This window comes from Massilia oculi (assembly GCF_003143515.1).
Classification (GTDB): Bacteria; Pseudomonadota; Gammaproteobacteria; order Burkholderiales; family Burkholderiaceae_D; genus Telluria; species Telluria oculi.
Window position 1 is genome coordinate 4,955,701 of the sequence record NZ_CP029343.1, and the last position, 19,101, is coordinate 4,974,801.

Sequence of the window (19,101 nt, forward strand, 5' to 3'; positions counted from 1 at the left end):
CCTATCGATGTGCTTGCCGTGGGCGCAGGTCGCGAATCACGATATGACGAAAAGAGACCTGGTCGCCGTGATCCTGCAGCAGGATGTGGCCGTCGGCCCATTCTCCAAAGCCGGGAATGTCGCGGAACTTGCTTGCCGCCGCGGCGGCGCGAAATGCTGGGGAGCCGCGTTCAAATTCCACGGTTTTCTTGCCGTTCAGCCAGAACGTCACGTGTTTTCCCTGCGACAGGATGCGCACCTGGTTCCATTGACCGACCGGCGAAGGCGCCTTGTCCTTGTCGGCGGCAATCAGATCGTACAAGGAGCCGATGGTGCGGTTGCCGTCGCGGCCCGCCTTGGCATCCGGGTGGCGTGCGTCGTCGAGCACCTGGAATTCCAGCCCGATCGCCGAGCCAACCGCGGCCGGCTTGCCGGTCAGCCTGTCGATCGGGGTCAGGTTGGGCTGGGTGAAGATCTTCACGCCGCTATTGGCGCCAGGTGCGATCATCACTTCCAGCTTGAGGTCGAAATCCGCGTAACGCTTGCGGGTAATGATGTCTCCGCCGCCGCGCGATTCCTCGCCTCCCTTGCCCTGGACGGTGAGAATCCCATTGCAGGCCTGCCAGCCATGCTGCGGGAACTGCTCGGAGTTGACGCCGCGCCAGGCGGCGTTGGACGTCCCGTCCCACAACACAGTCCAGCCTTGGGCAATTTCTTGCGGCGTGAGCGCCGCCGCGGCGGGCGAAGCCGTGCTTGCGCATTGGCCGGACTGCGCTGTTGCAAGCGGCGACACCGATGAAACGGCGGCGGCGAGAATCGCGGGAAGCATGGGGTAAAAGCGCATACTGGTCTCCTTTAATGCAGCGTTATTGTCGAGTCATGCGATCGAGCGCGCTATACGGCAGGCAGCTGCGCCCATCGCGGCGCCCCCTTGCCGGGGGCTGGACGCCAGGCGATCGGGGATCAAGCCTTGCGCATCGGCATCGCGCGCAGCGAGGCGGCGATCGCTTCGCGCATCGGCTTGGCGCGCAACTGGCTGTCGTACGGTGTCGGACGCTGCGCCAGGCCGTCCGGGCGCTTCGCGTCGGCCCAGACCTGCAGCCAGTTGACGTGGTCGGCCATGCCCCACAGCAGGAAATCGCGGCAGGTCGGATAGCTCAGGGTCACGTCGAGATAGTCGCGCGCCAGCGCCGCGGTGGCCGCGTCGCGCTTGGCGACATCGGCGGGGAAGGCCTTGTCGTTGACATCGAACTCGGTGATCAAGAGGTCCAGGCCCATGCCGGTGACCTCGTCCAGGAACTTACGCCATTCGCGCAACACCGCCGCGTTGGCGGGGCCGGACATCATGTCGCCCGCGCTGACGTGGCTTTGCAGGCCCAGCGCGTGGATCGGGGCGCCGCGCTTCTTGAGCTCGGCCAGCAGTTTCAGCACGCCGGCGCGGTGCTTGGCGTCGTCGCCCAGGCCGGGGCCCATGAAGTCGTTGTACACCAGCTGCGCCTTCGGCGCGTGCTCGTGGGCCTGGCGGAAGGCGAACTCGATCTGCTCGACGGCGCCCATGCGCCTGGTGAACACGTTCTGGATCAGGCTGCCGTCCTTGGGTGACACCGCCTCGTTGACGACGTCGTGGCTGATCGCGTCCTTCAAGTGCGTGCAGACGGTCTTGGCGTGCTCGCGCAGGATTGCTTCGGCGTGGGTGACCGGCCTGGATTTCAGGTCCAGCGCGTTCACCCAGGCGGGCAGCCACTTCGGATCCTGCCAGATCAAGGCATGGCCGCGGATCGCCATGCCCTCCTTGCGCGCCCAGGCGAACATCTCGTCGGCCGGTCCCCATTGGTAGGGCCCCGGTTTCGGTTGCAGTGCCTGCCACTTGGTCTCGTTCTCGGCGACGATCATATTGCACTCGCGCGCCATCAGGGCGCGGTAGGCCGGGTCGCGGAAACTCTTGCGGGTATCCTGGTCTTCCAGCAAGCCGATGGCATTACCGAAGCGCATGCCCTTGGCCTTGGCCAGGTCCTTGAGGGCGGGACCGGCGTCCTGCGCGGCCAGTACGTGGGGGCGAGCATGGCGCCGGCCGCCGTGCCAAGCAGTTTCAGCGTATCGCGTCGAGATGTCATCGGGTGGTGTCTCCTTGAATTTATTGTGGGTGTTATCGCAGGTCTCAGTCCTGGCGATAGGGCGAGATGGTGACGATCCTGCCGTCTTCGTCGTAATGCAGCTCGGTCACCTTCACCGAGCGCAGGTGGGTGACGCCGCCGGAGAGGCTGCTATCGTGATAGAAGAGATACGAGCGGCCTTCGAACTCGCAGATCGAGTGGTGCGTGGTCCAGCCGATCACCGGGGTCATGATCTGGCCCTGGTAGGTGAACGGGCCATAGGGGCTGTCGCCGGTCGCGTAGCACAGCAGGTGGGTGTCGCCGGTCGAATACGAGAAGTAGTATTTGCCGTCGTGCTTGTGCAGCCACGGCGCCTCGAAGAAGCGGCGATCGTGGTCGCCGGCCAGCAGCTCGTTGCCGTCCTGGTCGAGGATGCGCACGGCGCGCGGTTCTTCGCAGAGCTCCAGCATGTCGCCGCGCAGGCGCGCCACGCGCGGCTGCAGCGCCGGCTCGTGCGCGGCCGGTTCTTCATGGTCGGGGCTGTAGAGGTTGTCGCGGTACTTCTGGAGCTGGCCGCCCCAGATGCCGCCGAAATAGAGATAGAACTCGCCGTCGTCGTCGCCGAACACGGCCGGGTCGATCGAATAGCTGCCGGTGATCGGCTGCGGTTGCGCCGTGAAGGGGCCGGTAGGGCTGTCGCTGACCGCGACGCCGATCTGGAAGATGCCGTCCGGGCGCTTGGCCGGGAAGTACAGGTAGTACTTGCCGTCCCTGCGCGCGCAGTCGGGCGCCCACATCTGGCGCGCCGCCCACGGCACGTCGCGCACGTGCAGCGCCACGCCGTGGTCGACCGCTTCGGCGCCCGGGTGGTCCATCGAGACCACGTGATAGTCCTCCATCGCGAAATGGGCGCCGTCGTCGTTGAAGGGCACGCCGGCCTCGATGTCGTGCGAAGGATAGATGTAGATGCGGCCGTCGAACACGTGGGCGGACGGATCGGCGATGTAGATGTGTTCGAGCAGGGGCTGGGAGATGGCGCGCTCTTTCAGGGCTTGCACGCGGTCTTTGTCGATAATTTCAGGCATTTGGGTGTCGTCTGGTTCGGGTTCGAATGGAAATCACTGCTGGGCGGCGAGTGCGCGGCGTTCGCCGAGTTCGCGCTCGATCTGCAGCTCGGTGTTCTTGCGGATGTCGTAGGCCGCCAGGCAGCACACGGCCAGCAGGAAGGGGATGGCGGCATACACGCTGACCGACAGGCGCACGCCATCGGCGACCTGGCCCGACTGGACCGCCAGGGCGGCATCGTAGCCATAGGCCGACAGCAGGGCCGCCACCAGCGCGCCGCCGATAGAGAGGCCCGCCTTGAGGCCGAAGATCATCGCCGAGAACAGCAGGGCGGTGGCGCGGCGGTTGTTCTTCCATTCCGAGTAGTCGGCGACGTCGGCGATCATCGCCCACAGCAGCGGGATGGTGATGCCGTAGAACAAGCCGTACAGGATCTGGGCGCCGAACACCAGGCCGATCGAGGTCGGGCCGATCCAGTAGTAGCTGAGGCGGAAAACGGCCGCCAGCAGCAGGGCGGCGCCGAACACGTCGCGCTTGCCGAATCGGTCGGCCAGCGGCTTCGAGAAACCGATCCCGACGATCATCAGGATGATGCCGACCGCGTTGAACAGGGAAAAGCCCGAGGTGGCGGCGTCTTCCGGCCAGTGGAACTGCGTCAGGCCCATGCCGGTGAGCAGCGAGTTGAGGCCGTCGATGAAGCTCAGGAAGCCGACGTCGCTCAGGAACGCCCCCAGCGCCGCCTCTTGCAGGAAGTTACGGAAGTAGAAGATATACATGCCGCCCTTGAGCGACAGCGTGATGAACACCAGGATGGTCAGCACCAGCATCACCACCCAGGGGCGGTTGCGCAGCAGATCTGCCACGTCCTGCTTGATGCTCGAGCGCTGGCTCGCGGTCGGCACGATGCGTTCGCGGGTGGTGAAGAAGGTGATCAGGAAGCAGATGGTGCCGGCCACCGCGAAGAACATCATCACGGTCTGGAAGCCGGCCACCTTGTCGCCGCCGCCCAGGATCAGCACCAGCGGCAGCAGCAGCACCTGGATCACCAGCTGCGCCACCAGCACCGCGACGAAGCGGTACGACGACAGGCTGTTGCGGTCGGCCATGCTGCCGGTCAGCACGCCGCTCAGGGCCGAGTAGGGCAGGTTGTTGGCCGAGTACACCAGCATCAGCAGGATGTAGGTCAGCAGCGCATAGATGTACTTGCCGCGCTCGCCCAGGTCCGGCGTGCTGAAGGCCAGGATCGCCACCAGGCCGAACGGCACCGAGGTCCACAGGATCCAGGGGCGGAACTTGCCCCAGCGGGTCGCGGTGCGGTCGGCGATGATGCCCATCAGCGGGTTGAAGCAGGCGCCGACCAGGCCGCCGATGAAGATGATGCTGGCCGCGGCGTTCGGCGAGATCTGGTAGACGTCGGTGTAGAAGAAAGCGAGGAAGGTGAGCAGGGTCTGGAAGATCAGGTTGGCGGCCAGGTCGCCCAGTGCATAGCCGATTTTTTCAGTTGTCTCCAGCGTCGGCTGCGCTTTAATAATTGTAGTCATTGTCTTGCCAATCTATGTGTTGAAAAGCAATTGCAACCATCAACCTCCTGGCGCCAGCGTGCTGTCGCGAGGAGGCCGGGTCACGCATGTATCACGCTTGATCAATAAAAAGTTAGCGCAATCATTATTATCGATTGTGGATGAGATGCCATGCTGCCGTCAACCGCTTTATTATCAGTTCGCATAGCAGTTATAAGCATGGAGATGGATGTAAGTACGATGCCGCGTGTTAGAATTAAATCATTAAAGTTCGCGCTAACATCGCCTTACCATCGTTCTGTCAGAGGTCGCTCCGCATGCCTACTTCCAATATCGGACTCACTACCCCAGTGGAGGCCAAGCGTGGCCCGAACATGGCCGACGTGGCGAAGCTCGCCGGGGTGTCGCCGATGACGGTCTCGCGCGTCATGAACGGCAAGTCGACCGTGCGCGCGAGCACGCGCAAGAAAGTGACGGCCGCCGCGGCGGCCCTGAACTACGCGCCGAATCCCGAGGCGCGCCTGCTGGCGGGATCGCGGCCGATCCGCATCGGCTTCCTGTACAGCATGCCCAGCGTGCGCAGCGGCGCCTATCTCACCGAGGTCTTGCTGGGATTGCTGAACAAGGTCAGCCTGAACAACGTCCAGCTGCTGGTCGAGAAGTGCGCCGACGGCGAGCAGATCGCCCAGCATGCCCAGCGCCTGATCGACAACCAGATGGACGGCATCATCCTGCCGCCGCCGCTGGTCGACAATGCCGAGATCGTGGCGCGCATCGTCGACGCCGGCATCCCGCTGGTCCTGATTGCCTGCGGCCAGCCCGATGCGCGGGCCGGCGCGATCGGCATCGACGACCGCCGGGCCGCCTACGAGATGACGCGCCACCTGATCGAGCTGGGCCACCAGCGGATCGGCTTCATCAGCGGGCATCCTTACCAGTCGGCCAGCGCGGCCCGTCTTGAAGGCTATCAGGCCGCCATCGAGGAGTTCGGCGCCGATCCCGCGGCCGAGCTGGTCACGCAGGGGATGTTCAACTACCGTTCCGGGCTCGATGCGTCCGAGATCCTGCTGGCGCTGTCCGACCGTCCGACAGCGATCTTCGCCAGCAACGACGACATGGCTGCCGCCACGGTCGCGGTGGCCCATCGCCTGGGGCTCGACGTGCCGGGCGATATCACGGTGGTCGGCTTCGACGATACCGCCCTGTCGACCACGATCTGGCCGGCGCTCACCACGGTGCGGCAGCCGACCATGGACATGGCCGAAGCGGCGATCGAATGCATCGTCCAGCGCGTGACCGACGCGCGCAACGGCTTGCCGGCCGGCCCCGAGCACACCAGGGTCGATTTCGCCATCGTGCGGCGCCAGTCCGATGCGGCGCCGCGGATCCGGCCGCCGGTGCGCATCGTCGCCTGACGGCTTTGCGTCAACGCTGTGCGTCGAGGCTGTGCGTCGAGGCTTTGCGTCAGGTTTCGTTTCAACCGCCGGACTGATTGCGCTATCATTGGCGTTACAGATTTGGTAGTCCTGCATTCGGCAGGCCATGCCATCACCGGAGACCATATTGCAAACTTATCGCCCTGGCCGCCTGGCCATCGCCGTCCTGGCCGCGCTCGGCCTGGGCGCCTGCAGTTCGGCCTATCAACCGCCCTCCGCTGCAAGCGGCAGCGGTACGCCTCACTGGGTCAGCAGCTGGGGTACTTCCCAGATGCCGTATGGCCAGGCCGAAGCAATGCCTGCCGCATTCTGGAAGGACGGCACCGTGCGCCAGATCGTGCGCCTTTCGCTGGGCGGCAGCCAGGTCCGGGTCCGCATCAGCAATGCCTACGGCAGCGATATGCTGATCGTGAACGAAGCGAACATCGCGCACGCGGTGCGGCCGGGTACGTCGGAACTGGTTGCCGGTTCGCTGCAGCCGCTGCGCTTCAATGGCAGCACCTCGGTGCGCATACCCGCCGGCGCCGAATATGTCAGCGATCCGATCGACCTGGCGGCAACGCGTGGCCTCGATGTCGCCATCAGCATGCACCTGGCGAATGCGGCGGGCCAGCAGACCGGCCATGCCGGCTCGCGCACCACGACTTTCCTGGCCCCGGGCCGGCAGACCGGCGCCGCGAGCCTGCTTGACGCGAAGACCGTCACGCGCTGGCACCAGCTCGCCGACGTCGAAGTCAGCGCGGCGCCTGCCGCGCGGGCCGTGGTGGTGATCGGCGATTCGATCACCGACGGCTTTGGTGCGACGACCGACGCCAACAACCGCTGGACCGATCACCTGGTGCAGCGCATCGCCCAGGATGGCAGGCGGCCGCTCGCGGTGATCAATGCCGGCATCGGCGGCGGCCGCCTGCTGCGCGAGGGCCTGGGCCCGAGCCTTGTCACACGCTTCGAGCGCGACGTCCTGGCGCGAAATGGCGTCAGTCATGCGGTCGTCTTCATCGGGGTCAACGACATCGGCGTGCTGCGCCGCTCGAAAGAGGACACGCCGCAGGCGATCGCGGCGATGCTGGAGGACTTGAAGCAGGCCCATTTGCAGATGATCGCGCGCGCCCATGCGAAAGGGATTTGCGTGATCGGCGCGACCATCACACCGTTCATGGGCAGCGGCTACTATGCGCCGGCGCAGCACAACGAGGCGCTGCGCCAGGCGGTCAACGACTGGATGAGGAGCGAGAAGGCCTTCGACGGCGTGCTCGATTTCGATGGGGTGCTGCGCGACCCTGCGCGGCCGTCCTACCTGGCCAAGGCCTATGACAGCGGCGACGGCCTGCATCCGTCGCATGCGGGGTATGCCGCGCTGGCAGCGGCGGTGCCGCTGCAGCAGTTCGACAGCTGCGCCTACAGCCGGCCGCGGTAGGGCCGCTCGCGGTACTCGAACCAGTCGAAGTCGGCATGCAGCGCGGTGCCGGCCATGTCCTGGCAGGCCATGCCGACGAAGGCGCCGGTGAAGTTGGGCTGGCCGGGCGCGCTGGCCTCGTCCGACAGGATGCTGGCGTCGAACTGCTGCGGCAGCCACCGCCATGGGCCGTCGTCCACGCGATAGCCGAACAGCAGGCGTTCTTCATCGACCTCCACCCGCAGTTGCACCGGTACGCCAGCGGGGAGGGCGATCGGAGCGGTAAAGGCATCCGCCTGCAGGTGGTTGGGCAGGCTGCTCATCACGCGCAGGTGCTTGCCGATCTCGTCGTCGTGCGTGATGTACAGGTAATGGAACTTGGAAGCGCCGTAGTAGCAGACCAGCCCGGCCTGCTGCTGGAAGTGTTCCGGCGCGAACCCGACAGACGTCACCGCGCTGAAGCAGTGCGCCTGCTGCCGGCGCGCCACCAGCGCCTGGCGGAAGGTGCTGCCCAGGCTCTCGCGGCCGTACAGGCGCAGGTGGCCTGGCCGCGCCGTGAGGCTGAACAGTTCTTCCGGATACGGGGTGCGCAGCCACTGAAAATCGATCGGCAGCTCCGGCGTATCGAAGTCGGCCCGTTCGGGCGCGGCGTCGAAACGGTGTTCGGGCAGGCCGGGCGCCGGCACGTCCAGCTGCGGCATGCCTTCCCCGTCGAGCGTGCGCAGCCAGCCGTCTTCTCCCCATGCCACTTGCTGGATCGCGGTCTCGCGTCCCAGCGTGCACACGCCGCGGTTGCGCAGCGGCCGGCCGCACAGGTAGACCATGTACGTGCGGCCATCCGGCGTGTCGACCAGGTCGGCGTGTCCGGCGCGCTGCAGCGCGGCGTCGGGCCGAGAACGGGTAGTGAGGACATTCAGGTCGGGGTGCAGCTCGTACGGTCCGAGCAGATCGCGCGAGCGCGCCATGGTCACGCCATGGTTCCAGCCGGTGCCGCCCTCGGCGGTGAGCAGGTAGTAATAACCGTTGCGGCGGTACAGGTGCGGCGCTTCGGTCAGGCCATGTTCGGTCCCGGCGAAGATATTGCTGCGTTTTCCGATCAGGCGACGTTCCTCGACCGAGTATTCCTGCAGCACGATGCCGGCAAAGCGCTTGCCGCCGGGACGGTGATCCCACAGCTGGTTCAGGAAATACTTGCGCCCGTCGTCGTCGTGGAACAGCGAAGGATCGAAGCCGCTGCTGTTCAGGTGGACCGGATCGGACCACGGGCCGTCGATGCTCGGGCTGGTGACCAGGTAGTTATGGAAATCGCGCAGCGAGGCGCTACCGCCGGCGCCGCCGGTCGAGGTGCGGCCGTAGCGCTTGACGTCGGTGTAGATCAGCCAGAACAGGCCATCGGCATATGTCAGGCAGGGCGCCCACACGCCGCAGGAATCGGGCGCGCCGCGCATGTCGAGCTGGCTGGCGCGGTTGAGCGGCCGGCCGGCCAGGCGCCAGTTGACCAGGTCGCGCGAGTGGTGGATCTGCACCCCCGGATACCTTTCGAAGGTGGAGGTGGCGATGTAGTAGTCGTCGCCGACCCGCACGATGGACGGGTCGGGATTGAATCCGCGCAGGATCGGGTTGTGGATCATGGTTTTTGCATCGAAACAGGTTGAGGCTCGAAAGTCGGTTCCCGCACCAGGGTCCACAGCAGCACCGCCGCGATCAGGTCGAGCACCGCCAGGCTGACGAAGAAGGGCGTGTAGCCGACGCTGGCCAGCAGGGTGCCGATCAGCAGCGAGAAGATGAGCAGGCCCAGGTTGCCGAAGGTGCCGCACATGCCGGCCACGGTGGCGACCTCGTTGCGCCGGAACAGGTCGGACGACATGGTGATGACGGTGACCGACAGCGTCTGGTGGGCAAAGCCCGCAAGGCTGAGCAGGGCGATCGCGGCATAGGCATTGTCGACGTAGCCGACGAAGGCCACGCCCATCATCATGACGGCGCCGAGGGTGAACGCGCCGCGCCGGGCATTGATCAGGCGTACCCCGCGCTTTTGCAGGGCCAGCACCACCACCGGACCGAACATGCAGCCCAGGTCGGCCGCCAGGAAGGGCAGCCAGGCGAACATGGCGATGTCCTTCAGCTCGAAGCCGCGCACCGTGGTCAGGTACAGCGGCACCCAGAACGCCAGCGTGCCCCAGGCCGGATCGGCCAGGAAGCGCGGCAGGGCGATGCCCCAGAAATTGCGTTTCTTGAGGATGGAAAGGACCGACGGCCTGGTGCCGTCGCCCGCCAGGTGGTCTTCCTGGCCGGCGGCGATGTGTTCGGCCTCGGCCTTCGACAAGAGGCGGTGGCGCTTCGGCGCGTCGTACAGCAGCAGCCAGGCGCACACCCACACCAGGCCCAGGGCGCCGGTGATCACGAAGGCCGATTGCCAGTTGTAGTGCAGGATGGCCCACACCACCAGCGGCGGGGCCAGCATCGAGCCGAACGAGGCGCCGATATTGAACACGCCGCCCGCCAGGCCGCGCTCCTTGGCCGGGAACCATTCGGACACCGCTTTCATGCCGGCCGGGTTGGCCGACCCTTCGGCGAAGCCGAGCAGGCCGCGCAGGATGGCCAGGGTCTGCCAGTTGGTGGCCATGCCGTGCGCCATGCAGATCAGCGACCAGGCGGTGGCGAAGATCGCGAAGCCGTATTTGAGGCCGATCACGTCGAGCACGTAGCCGCACAGCGGCTGCAGCATGATCGCGCCCTGGAAGGCGGCCGTGATGTACGAATACTCCCTGGCCGTGATGTCCAGCTCCGTCAGCAGGGTGGGGGCGGCCACCGCCAGCGAGCTGCGGGTCAGGTAGTTGACCACCGCGCCCAGCATGATGAGGCTGATCATCCACCAGCGCAGCCCGCGGATGGTGCCTCCGCGGGTCCGGCCCAGGATCGCCGCGATCATCGGGTTTCCTTCATGGCTTCACCATGCTGGGTCGCTTCGGATCGTAGACGAAGTCCGGCACCAGGTAGCGCATCGCCATCGCATCGTCGCGCGCGCCGCCGGCCACCTTCTTGTAGAGTTCATGCGCCGCGTTGATCTGGTCCATGTCCGGCTCGATGCCCAGGCCCGGACGCTCCGGCACCGCCACCTGGCCGCCGACGATCTGCAGCGGTTCGGTCGTCAGGCGTTCGCGGCCTTCCTGCCAGATCCAGTGGGTGTCGATCGCCGTGATCGTTCCCGGCGCCGCCGCCGCACAATGGGTGAACATCGCCAGCGACACGTCGAAGTGGTTGTTCGAATGCGAGCCCCAGGTCAGGCCCCAGTCGTGGCAAAGCTGCGCCAGGCGCACCGAGCCCTGCATGGTCCAGAAGTGCGGGTCGGCCAGCGGGATGTCCACCGCGCCAAGCAGGTGCGAATGGGCCATCTGGCGCCAGTCGGTGGCGACCATGTTGGTGGCGGTGCGGATCCCGGTGGCGCGCTTGAATTCCGCCATGATCTCGCGGCCCGAATAGCCGCCCTCGGGGCCGCACGGGTCCTCGGCATAGGCCAGCAGGTGGCCCTGGCCGCGGCAGGCGTCGATGGCGTCAACCAGCGACCAGGCGCCGTTGGGGTCGAGCGTCACGCCGGCATCGGGGAAGCGGCGCTTGATCGCGGCGACGGCTTCCATCTCTTCCGCGGCGCGCATCACGCCGCCCTTGAGCTTGAAGTCCTTGAAGCCATATTGCTCGACCGCCGCCGCGGCCATCTCGCCGATCGATTCGGCAGTGAGCGCTTCTTCGTTGCGGACCCGGTACCAGCCGTCGCGGCCGGCATCGATGTCGTAGCCGAGGTCGGTGCGGCCACGGTCGCCGATATAGAACAGATAGGCCAGCATCGGCACATGGCTGCGTTGCTGGCCGTCGCCCAGCAGCTCGCACAGCGGTATGCCCATGAACTGGCCGAGCAGGTCGAGCAGGGCCGCCTCGACGGCCGTCACCACGTTCTCGAGGCGCAGGTTGATCTCGTGCGGCTGCTTCATCACCGCCGCTTCGGCGCTGGACGTGACCTGGTGGCTGACGCCGGAGATGGCGGCGCGCAGGCGGTTCAGGGTGCGGCGGTGGTGGGCGATTTCGCTGCCCTCCACCAGCGGCACCAGTTTTTGCAGGGCCAGCAGGATGCCGTTCGAGCCGGGCACCTCGCCCATGCCGGTGCGGCCGGCGCTGTCTTTCAACAGCACCAGGATGCGGGTGAAGCAGGGCGCATGGGCGCCGCACAGGTTGAGCAGCATGCTGTCGCGGCCGGCGACCGGGATGACCTGCATCTCGACGATGGTCGGGGTGGCGGCGCGTTGAATCGGGTTCATCTGTACATCTCCAGAAGTCATTCAGGCAAACAGGGTGATTCGCTCAAATCCCTGGGGCATACGGGAAGCGGATCGACTTGTAGTGTTCGAGCGAGTGCGCGGGCTTGCGCACGCCGGCCGGCAGCGGCAGCCCGGACACGTCCTGGAAATAGGCGAGGCTGGCGTCGCGCCACCATTGCGCCTCGACGTGCTGCTGGGCCAGGCGCTGCGCGGTATCCGCGAAGCGCTGGGCATCGACGAAGGGTTTCATGCGCTGCCACTCGGCCTGCATTGCCGCGGCTTCGGCCACGCCGTGGTCGTAGCGGGCCACCAGCTCTTCCCACAGGGTGCGGCCGGACGGCATCCGGTAATCCCACGGCAGGCGGTGGAACCACAGCAGCAGCTCGGGCGGCGTGGTCCTGGGATCGGCGAAGCGGCGCGCCACCTCGGGCGCATACTGGGCCACGGCATTGCTGCCCTTGGCGGTGCGGTCGAAGCCGATGCCGTCGCGGCCGGCGCGGTGGTAATAGATCGGATTCCAGTCCGCGCGTTCCAGGTTGTCGACCCAGGGCGCCGGGCCATGGTGGTGGCTGCTGCCCATCACGTGGTTCAGGCCGAGCGGCGTCATGTAGTCGACCACGGCTTCGCGCGACCGCATCATCATGTTCACGACCGGGTCCAGCAGGCGCGCGTCCGGGCTGAAGGTCTGGGCCGCCCACTCGCGTGCGATGGCGCGGCTGTCCAGGCCCTGGTCCCAGGCCATGCGGCCGTACATATACCAGTTGGCCTGGTCGAAGATCGAACCGCTCCAGCTGCGGCTGCTGCCGATATTGGCCACGCCCGCGATGCCGCCGACGCGGCCCTGCTTGCCCTGGATGGCGTCGGCCACCGTCAGCTTGCGGCCGCCAATGCGGGTATCGAATTCCAGGGTCTCCTGGAACATCGGGCCGAGATAGGCCAGGTGGGTGGCGAAGCCCAGGTATTCCTTGGTGATCTGGAATTCCATGATCAGCGGCGTCTTCGGCATGGCGCCGAAGATCGGGTGGGCCGGCTCGCGCGGCTGGAAGTCGATCGCGCCGTTCTTGACCTGCACCAGCACGTTGTCGTCGAACTTGCCGTCCAGCGGAATGAACTGGTCATAGCCCTCGACCGCGCGGTCGTGCGCCTTGCCCGCCTTCGACTCCTCGGGCGAGGCGTACACGAAGGCGCGCCACATCACGATGCCCTTGTGTGGGGCCACGGCGCGCGCCAGCATATTGGCGCCGTCGGCGTGGTTGCGGCGATAGTCCTGCGGACCCGGCTGGCCTTCCGAATTGGCCTTGACCAGGAAGCCGCCGAAATCGGGAATGGTGCGGTAGATCTCGTCGGCCTTGTTCTTCCACCAGGCGGCGACTTCCGGGTCGAGCGGATCGGCCGTCTTCGTCTGCTTCATCTCGAGCGGGGTCGACCAGCGCACCGACAGGTAGACGCGGATGCCGTAGGGGCGCAGCACGTCGGCGATGGCGGCGGCCTTGGCGATGAAGGGCGCGCCGAGCACCTCGGCCTTGGAGTTCACGTTGTTCAGCACGGTGCCGTTGATGCCCAGCGAGGCATTGGCGCGCGCATAGTCGGTATAGCGCGGATCGATGATGTGCGGGAGTTCCCACCAGTTCCAGATCGACTCGCCGGCATAGCCGCGCTCGACGCTGCGATCGAGGTTGTCCCAGTGGTTCAGCACGCGCAGGGGCAGGGTGGGGCTGGAGGCCAAGGCGATGCTGTCGGCGCGGGTGCCCAGTTGCAGCTGGCGCAGCCAGGCGAAGCTGCCATACAGCAGGCCGGCGTCGGCATTGGCCGCGACCAGGGTGACGGCGACGCCATTCAGCTTCGCGCGCCGCACCAGATAGCCTTCGTCGCCAAGCTTTTTCAACGCGTCGCGTACGGCGGGTGCGGCATCCAGGCCGGCCGGCAGGTCGGCGCCGCGCGCCAGCACGAGGGTGTCGAGGCGCGCCTTGTCGACGATGCCGGGCGCCTTGCCCAGCATTCCCTCCAGGCCGCGTTGCAGCTCGGCGCGCGCCGCGCCTTTGGTGGGGCTGTCGGCGCCGAGCACCAGGATCGCATCGGGGACGTGTGCGCGCTGGGCGGCGGGGAGGGGTTGATAGCGCAACCACAGCTGGTAGCCATCTTCTGCGGCGGCATGGGTCGGCATGCACAGCAGCATGCCGAAAAGAAATGCGGCCCAGAGCCGCCCGAAGAGTCGGTGCATGAGGTTGTCTCCATGTTTTTTTGAACCGGAATGTTTGTTTTGTATCATCCGGCTTCGGGAATGTTAGCGCGAACCTTTTCGATTTGAAAGCGTTTTGTTTCTTTGCGCTTGTTGTGGAAGGGACTGATGGCGGTCCAGCGGTCGACGCCTCGGCACGGCTTGATATGCATAACATTCGCGCTTTACCAACGGTCCGAATATTTTGTTGACAATCATTATTTTTGACCAGTAGACTGGGATGGTTGCGATAACATTCGTGTTAATAGAGATGTTCGTAACATGTGCTTGAAGTAAAAAAATAACGAGGAGATAAGCATGCAACAACGAGACGTCACCGCACGTCCGGCCATGCCATCTGGCGGCCGCACCCTTCACCCATCCATTCCAGTCGCGTGGTCGGCGTCGCCCACCCCGCGCCGAGCGCATCCAGTCTGTTCGACCAACGTTTCGACCGACGTGACCTGCCGTTAGAGCGCGCCGGGAAGATCGCCCCGTTTGTCGCACCGGGCAGTCTTACGTACCACCAGACAACCGTAGAAGGTTGCTTACTCAGCAGTAATTAGAAGTAGAAAAAACCATCAGGAGACATTGAATGACTCGCAATTCGAAGCAGCAGGGTGCAGCGCGCCGGCGCCAATGGGCGCTTGGCCTGACCGTCATGGCTGGCCTGGTTCACCAGGCCTATGCGCAGGACGCCACCGCCACCACCACCGACGCCAACGCGCAGGCCAACGTGAACGTCGTGAAAGTCACCGGCTACCGCGGCAGCCTGCTGGCGTCCGCGCGCGACAAGAAGGAAGCCGTCGGCTTCCAGGACACCATCAGTTCGGAAGACATGGGTAAATTCCCGGACAAGAACATCGCGGAATCGCTCAGCCGCATTCCCGGCGTCCAGATTTCGCGCGACGTGACCGGCGAGGGCATGAACGTCCAGATCCGCGGCCTGGGCTCCAGCTTCACGAAAGTCCTGCTGAACAACGCGCAGATCGCGGTGGCGTCTTCCGGCCCGATCGACGGCGCCAGCACCAACCGCGAGATCGACCTCGACCTGCTGCCGACCGAACTGTTCACCAAGCTGACCGTCAGCAAGAGCCCGAATGCCTCGCAGCTCGAGGGTGGCGCCGCCGGCGTCGTCAATCTGCGCAGCGCACGCCCGTTCGACAAGGAAGGCACCTACGTCGTCTACAGCGCGACCGCGCAGAAGCAGGAAATCGCCAACGACGTCGGCGCACGCGGCTCGCTGCTGGCCAGCAAGACCTGGGGCGACAAGTTCGGTATCCTCGGCGGCGTGTACTTCAACCGCCAGAAGGCGCGCACCACCGGCTACGAGACGGTCGGCCTGACCAACGCCAACCTGTCGGCCGCGCAGAACGGCCTGCCGTCGCGTAACAACACCGGCGGCGGCAACTGGACGATTCCGGCCACCGTGCCGGTCGGCGCGGGCGCGGGCCTCATCCCCGGCACGCCGATCAACCAGGGCTTCCTGGAGGCCAACAACCCGGGCACGAGCATCACCGCGATCGACAACGCGCTGGTGCCCCGCCTCGGCCGCTACATGGAGTACTACGGCGACCGCGACAAGGCGTCGGCCATCATCAGCGCCGAATACCGTCCGACCGAGAACCTGCAGTTCTACGTCGACACGCTGTACAGCGAAAAAGACGACGACATGCAGCGCATCGGCTACACCTGGGCCATGCGCAACGAGTTCGCCATCCCGCTCAACATGACGGTGGACCGCGCCGACTGCAACGCCGGCTGCACGGCGACGGGCGGCACCTTCGCCAACGCGCGTTCCTTCATCGAATACGGACCGCGCCGCGACAAGACCACGCTCAAGGGCATCAATCCCGGGATGACGTGGCAGATCGCCCCGACCCTGAAGCTCGAGGCGCAGGCCAACGCGACGAAGTCGGACTTCAGCCACGAAGCGCCGACGGTCATGCCCATCACGCCGGCCGGCAGCGGCCTCGTGGCGACCTACGACGCCACCAACGGCGGCGTGCCTAACATTACCTTCAACAAGGACCTGAACGACCCGTCGCAATACGTATGGGCAGGTGGCCGCGTCAATATCCAGAACGAGCTGCGCGAAACCAGCACCAAGGGCTTCCATACCGACCTGACCTGGGGCGACAACAAGCTGAACCTGAAGCTCGGCTACGCCTACGACGACATCGACCGCCGCATCCGCGGCCAGGACAACTCGGCCGCCTGGCAGGCCGCGGTGTGCGGCAACAATCCAAGCGTGTTCCTGCAAGGCCCCAACGGCGCGCCGACCTGCGATGGCGCCAACACGCCAGGCGCAAGCGCGGCAGCCCTCTATCCGGGCTTCGGCACCGGCTACACCGCTGGCCGCAATGACCAGCTGGTCTACCAGGGTTCGCTGATCCCCGCCGACAAGCTGTCCAGCTACCTGGTGCCTGGCGAATACGGCCGCCTGGTCGTCGACTGGGACCGGTTCAGGAAGGATTCGAACTACGACTACTACAACTCGACGGCGCCGGATTCGACCAGTTCGTCGACGGGGGCGAGCGCGGGCTTCATGCGTGAGAAGACCTCGGGCTTCTATACCGAGATCAATGGTTCGACCTTGCTCGCCAACATGCCGTTCCGGTACAACGCCGGTGTCCGCTACGTGCGCACCAAGCAGCAAGTCGGCTCCCTGAATTCGTTCAGCGACCCACGCAACGCTTCGCTCACGCTCAATGGCTCCAAGTACCCGAACGCCACCCAGTGGCAGTATGTGGACAATACTTACAACAACACGCTGCCATCGGGCACCGCTGCCCTGACGGTTGCCAACAACGTCATCGTGCGCGCCGCGGCATCGAAGAGCATGACGCGCGCCAATCCGAACTCGCTGCGTCCCGGTATCAATTTCAGCTCGGTGTCGGCCGACGTCGGCACGATCGGCAGCCCGGAACTGCAGCCCTACATCTCGAAGAATCTGGACTTCGGCGTCGACTGGTACACCGGCGGTGAAGGCTATGTGAGCCTGACCGTGTTCCAGAAGAAGCTCAAGGGCTTCACGGTGATCGAGAACCGTACCTTGCCGTTCAGCGCGCTGGAGCAGTATGGCGTCACCTACGCCAACCTGATTCCCAATGCACAGGCGGCGATCGACGCGCGCGGCGGTCCGGGCGCGGCGACCGTGGTGATGAGCCAGGAGCGCAATGCCGGCGGCATCCTGCGGATCCGCGGCCTGGAAATCGGCTGGGTCCAGCCGCTCGACAAGTTCTTGCCGATCAAGGGCTTCGGTTTCAGCGAAACCGCGACCCTGATCAACCAGTCGGCCAGCGGAGAAGGCACGAACGGCTTCGTGGCGCTGAACGTGCCGCGCAAGAGCAACAACTTCGGCGTCTATTACGAGAACCATGGCTTCATGGCCCGTTTCTCGCACACCTACCGCGAAGGCAGCCAGGCGGCCAACGGCGGCCAGAACGGTATCGCGGCGGCTGCCCTGTATGGCCGCGCCTACAAGCAGGCCGACTTCTCGTCGAGCGTGGATCTCGAGCAGGTGTTCGATCGTGAGAACTGGCCGACCATCACCTTCGATGTCGTCAACATCAACAAGGCCAAGCGGGACTCGTACTTCCAGTTCGAGAACGCGCAGTTCGGCTTCTACGATCCGGGCCGTACCTTCCAGCTGGGCCTGCGCGGCAAGTTCTGACGCTCGCGTCGCTTGCTTCGCCGCCAGCGCTCACCACGGTGAGCGCTGGCGCCAAAGTTCGGCGCAAGCTTGGGAAATTCGAATGATTGCGTTAACATAAATGTTAGAATCATGTCTGGCCCGGTTTGCGCCATCGACCCGCACCACGAACCCGATACTGCCGCCCCGAGGGGCGGCATCATCAATAGAGGAATCATGACTACCATCCAAGCCAATCCGCTTCCCGATGACCTCGACCGCGCGCTGCTGGTCGGCCGGGTCTGGCGCACCGGCGCCAACGAAGGTCCAGCCGTGGTCGCCGTGCGCGGCGGCCGCGTGGTCGACATCACCCGCCATGCGCCGACCGTGGCCGACCTGTTCGAACGCCGCGACCTGCTGGCCATCGCGGGCAGCGCCGAGGGCGAGGACCTTGGCGAGGTGCGCGCGCTGATGGACGCCGCGCTGCGCGGCGAGGCCGGCGCCGACGGCATCCGCCTGCTGGCGCCATGCGACCTGCAGGCGATCAAGGCCGCTGGGGTGACGTTCGCCGTCAGCCTGCTGGAACGCGTGATCGAAGAGCAGGCCAAGGGCGACCCGTCGCGTGCCGAGGCCCTGCGCGCGCAGTTGCAGGCGACCATCGGCACCGACCTGTCGGACATCGTGCCGGGCTCCGAGGCCTCGCAGCGCCTGAAGACCGAGCTGTCGGCGCGCGGCCTGTGGTCGCAGTACATGGAGGTGGGCATCGGCCCGGACGCCGAAGTCTTCACCAAGTCGCAGCCGATGTCGTCGGTCGGCCACGGCGCCGACATCGGCCTGCATCCGACCTCGCACTGGAACAATCCCGAACCCGAGATCGTGCTGGCGGTGAACAGCCGCGCCGAGATCGTCGGCGCCACCCTGGGCAACGACGTCAACCTGCGCGACATCGAAGGCCGCAGCGCCCTGTTGCTGGGCAAGGCCAAGGACAATAACGGCTCCTGCGCCATCGGCCCCTTCATCCGCCTGTTCGACGACACCTACACGCTCGACACCCTGCGCGAGTGCGAAGTGAACATGCTGATCGAAGGCGTGGACGATGGCTTCATCCTGGAAGGCAGCAGCCGCATGCGCGAGATCAGCCGCGACCCGCTCGACCTGGTCGCCCAGACCTGCGGTCCGCACCACCAGTACCCGGACGGCTTCATGCTGTTCCTCGGCACGATGTTCTCGCCGATCAAGGACCGCGACGCCGAAGGCGGCGGCTTCACCCACCACCTGGGCGACAAGGTCGGCATCTCGACCCCATCGCTCGGCACCCTGGTCAACACCGTGCAACGCAGCGACGCGATCACGCCCTGGACCTTCGGCGTGCGCGCCCTGTACGCCAACCTGGCGCAGCGCGGCCTGCTGGTCCAGAAATAAAAAACAGCCTTTCATACGAAAACCC

12 protein-coding genes are annotated in these 19,101 nt (G+C 65.7%); 4 read left to right on the forward strand and 8 right to left on the reverse strand.

Translation table 11 applies throughout. The annotated features are described in order from the left end of the window. Nucleotide 1 precedes the first annotated feature (1 nt). The 4 genes from DIR46_RS22400 to DIR46_RS22415 form a co-directional block, all read right to left on the reverse strand. A complete protein-coding gene (locus DIR46_RS22400) occupies nt 2-823 on the reverse strand; it encodes a 3-keto-disaccharide hydrolase (RefSeq protein ID WP_205289022.1) in 822 nt (273 codons plus the stop codon). Nucleotides 824-942: 119 nt separating this feature from the next. Beyond that, nucleotides 943-1,971: an endo-1,4-beta-xylanase gene (locus DIR46_RS22405; RefSeq protein WP_229446362.1), complete on the reverse strand. Its 1,029-nt coding sequence runs from the start codon at nt 1,969-1,971 to the stop codon at nt 943-945. 166 nt (nt 1,972-2,137) lie between these two features. Then, the gene (locus tag DIR46_RS22410) at nt 2,138-3,157 is read right to left on the reverse strand and encodes a glycoside hydrolase family 43 protein (protein WP_109347210.1); all 1,020 of its coding nucleotides are present in this window, start codon (nt 3,155-3,157) and stop codon (nt 2,138-2,140) included. Nucleotides 3,158-3,190: 33 nt separating this feature from the next. Next, a complete protein-coding gene (locus tag DIR46_RS22415; RefSeq protein ID WP_109347211.1) occupies nt 3,191-4,678 on the reverse strand; it encodes an MFS transporter in 1,488 nt (495 codons plus the stop codon). Between the two features lie 296 nt (nt 4,679-4,974). Here DIR46_RS22415 and DIR46_RS22420 point away from each other — a divergent pair, with 296 nt between their 5' ends. Both DIR46_RS22420 and DIR46_RS22425 read left to right on the forward strand, forming a co-directional pair. Then, a complete protein-coding gene (locus DIR46_RS22420) occupies nt 4,975-6,072 on the forward strand; it encodes a LacI family DNA-binding transcriptional regulator (RefSeq protein WP_109347212.1) in 1,098 nt (365 codons plus the stop codon). Nucleotides 6,073-6,220: 148 nt separating this feature from the next. Next, entirely contained in the window at nt 6,221-7,510 is a 1,290-nt protein-coding gene (locus DIR46_RS22425; protein WP_109347213.1) for an SGNH/GDSL hydrolase family protein, read from the forward strand. Here the strand turns inward: DIR46_RS22425 and DIR46_RS22430 are convergent. The 4 genes from DIR46_RS22430 to DIR46_RS22445 are packed head-to-tail and all read right to left on the reverse strand — an operon-like array spanning nt 7,492 to nt 14,023. Next, a complete protein-coding gene (locus DIR46_RS22430; RefSeq protein WP_109347214.1) occupies nt 7,492-9,120 on the reverse strand; it encodes a glycoside hydrolase family 43 protein in 1,629 nt (542 codons plus the stop codon). The genes DIR46_RS22425 and DIR46_RS22430 overlap by 19 nt on opposite strands. Then, entirely contained in the window at nt 9,117-10,421 is a 1,305-nt protein-coding gene (locus tag DIR46_RS22435; protein ID WP_109347215.1) for an MFS transporter, read from the reverse strand. The genes DIR46_RS22430 and DIR46_RS22435 overlap by 4 nt, the downstream gene beginning before the upstream one ends. Before the next feature lie 10 nt (nt 10,422-10,431). Further along, on the reverse strand, nt 10,432-11,802 hold the full coding sequence (locus DIR46_RS22440) for an enolase C-terminal domain-like protein (RefSeq protein ID WP_109347216.1): 1,371 nt from the start codon (nt 11,800-11,802) through the stop codon (nt 10,432-10,434). 43 nt (nt 11,803-11,845) lie between these two features. Next, the gene (locus DIR46_RS22445; RefSeq protein WP_205289023.1) at nt 11,846-14,023 is read right to left on the reverse strand and encodes an alpha-glucuronidase family glycosyl hydrolase; all 2,178 of its coding nucleotides are present in this window, start codon (nt 14,021-14,023) and stop codon (nt 11,846-11,848) included. A gap of 592 nt (nt 14,024-14,615) precedes the next feature. On the opposite strand from DIR46_RS22445, the gene DIR46_RS22450 reads away from it, so the two are divergent. Together DIR46_RS22450 and DIR46_RS22455 are read left to right on the forward strand one after the other, a co-directional pair. Then, on the forward strand, nt 14,616-17,696 hold the full coding sequence (locus tag DIR46_RS22450; RefSeq protein ID WP_109347217.1) for a TonB-dependent receptor: 3,081 nt from the start codon (nt 14,616-14,618) through the stop codon (nt 17,694-17,696). A 195-nt stretch (nt 17,697-17,891) separates the two neighbouring features. Continuing rightward, entirely contained in the window at nt 17,892-19,076 is a 1,185-nt protein-coding gene (locus DIR46_RS22455) for a fumarylacetoacetate hydrolase family protein (protein WP_109347218.1), read from the forward strand. The last annotated feature ends 25 nt before the right edge of the window (nt 19,077-19,101 follow it).

Bases quoted from the DNA above. Each gene is read 5' to 3' on its own strand.
- DIR46_RS22400 (WP_205289022.1), bottom strand. From the start codon at position 823: ATGCGCTTTTACCCCATGCTTCCCGCGATTCTCGCCGCCGCCGTTTCA.
- DIR46_RS22405 (WP_229446362.1), bottom strand. From the start codon at position 1,971: ATGCGCTTCGGTAATGCCATCGGCTTGCTGGAAGACCAGGATACCCGC.
- DIR46_RS22410 (WP_109347210.1), bottom strand. From the start codon at position 3,157: ATGCCTGAAATTATCGACAAAGACCGCGTGCAAGCCCTGAAAGAGCGC.
- DIR46_RS22415 (WP_109347211.1), bottom strand. From the start codon at position 4,678: ATGACTACAATTATTAAAGCGCAGCCGACGCTGGAGACAACTGAAAAA.
- DIR46_RS22420 (WP_109347212.1), top strand. From the start codon at position 4,975: ATGCCTACTTCCAATATCGGACTCACTACCCCAGTGGAGGCCAAGCGT.
- DIR46_RS22430 (WP_109347214.1), bottom strand. From the start codon at position 9,120: ATGATCCACAACCCGATCCTGCGCGGATTCAATCCCGACCCGTCCATC.
- DIR46_RS22435 (WP_109347215.1), bottom strand. From the start codon at position 10,421: ATGATCGCGGCGATCCTGGGCCGGACCCGCGGAGGCACCATCCGCGGG.
- DIR46_RS22440 (WP_109347216.1), bottom strand. From the start codon at position 11,802: ATGAACCCGATTCAACGCGCCGCCACCCCGACCATCGTCGAGATGCAG.
- DIR46_RS22445 (WP_205289023.1), bottom strand. From the start codon at position 14,023: ATGCACCGACTCTTCGGGCGGCTCTGGGCCGCATTTCTTTTCGGCATG.
- DIR46_RS22450 (WP_109347217.1), top strand. From the start codon at position 14,616: ATGACTCGCAATTCGAAGCAGCAGGGTGCAGCGCGCCGGCGCCAATGG.
- DIR46_RS22455 (WP_109347218.1), top strand. From the start codon at position 17,892: ATGACTACCATCCAAGCCAATCCGCTTCCCGATGACCTCGACCGCGCG.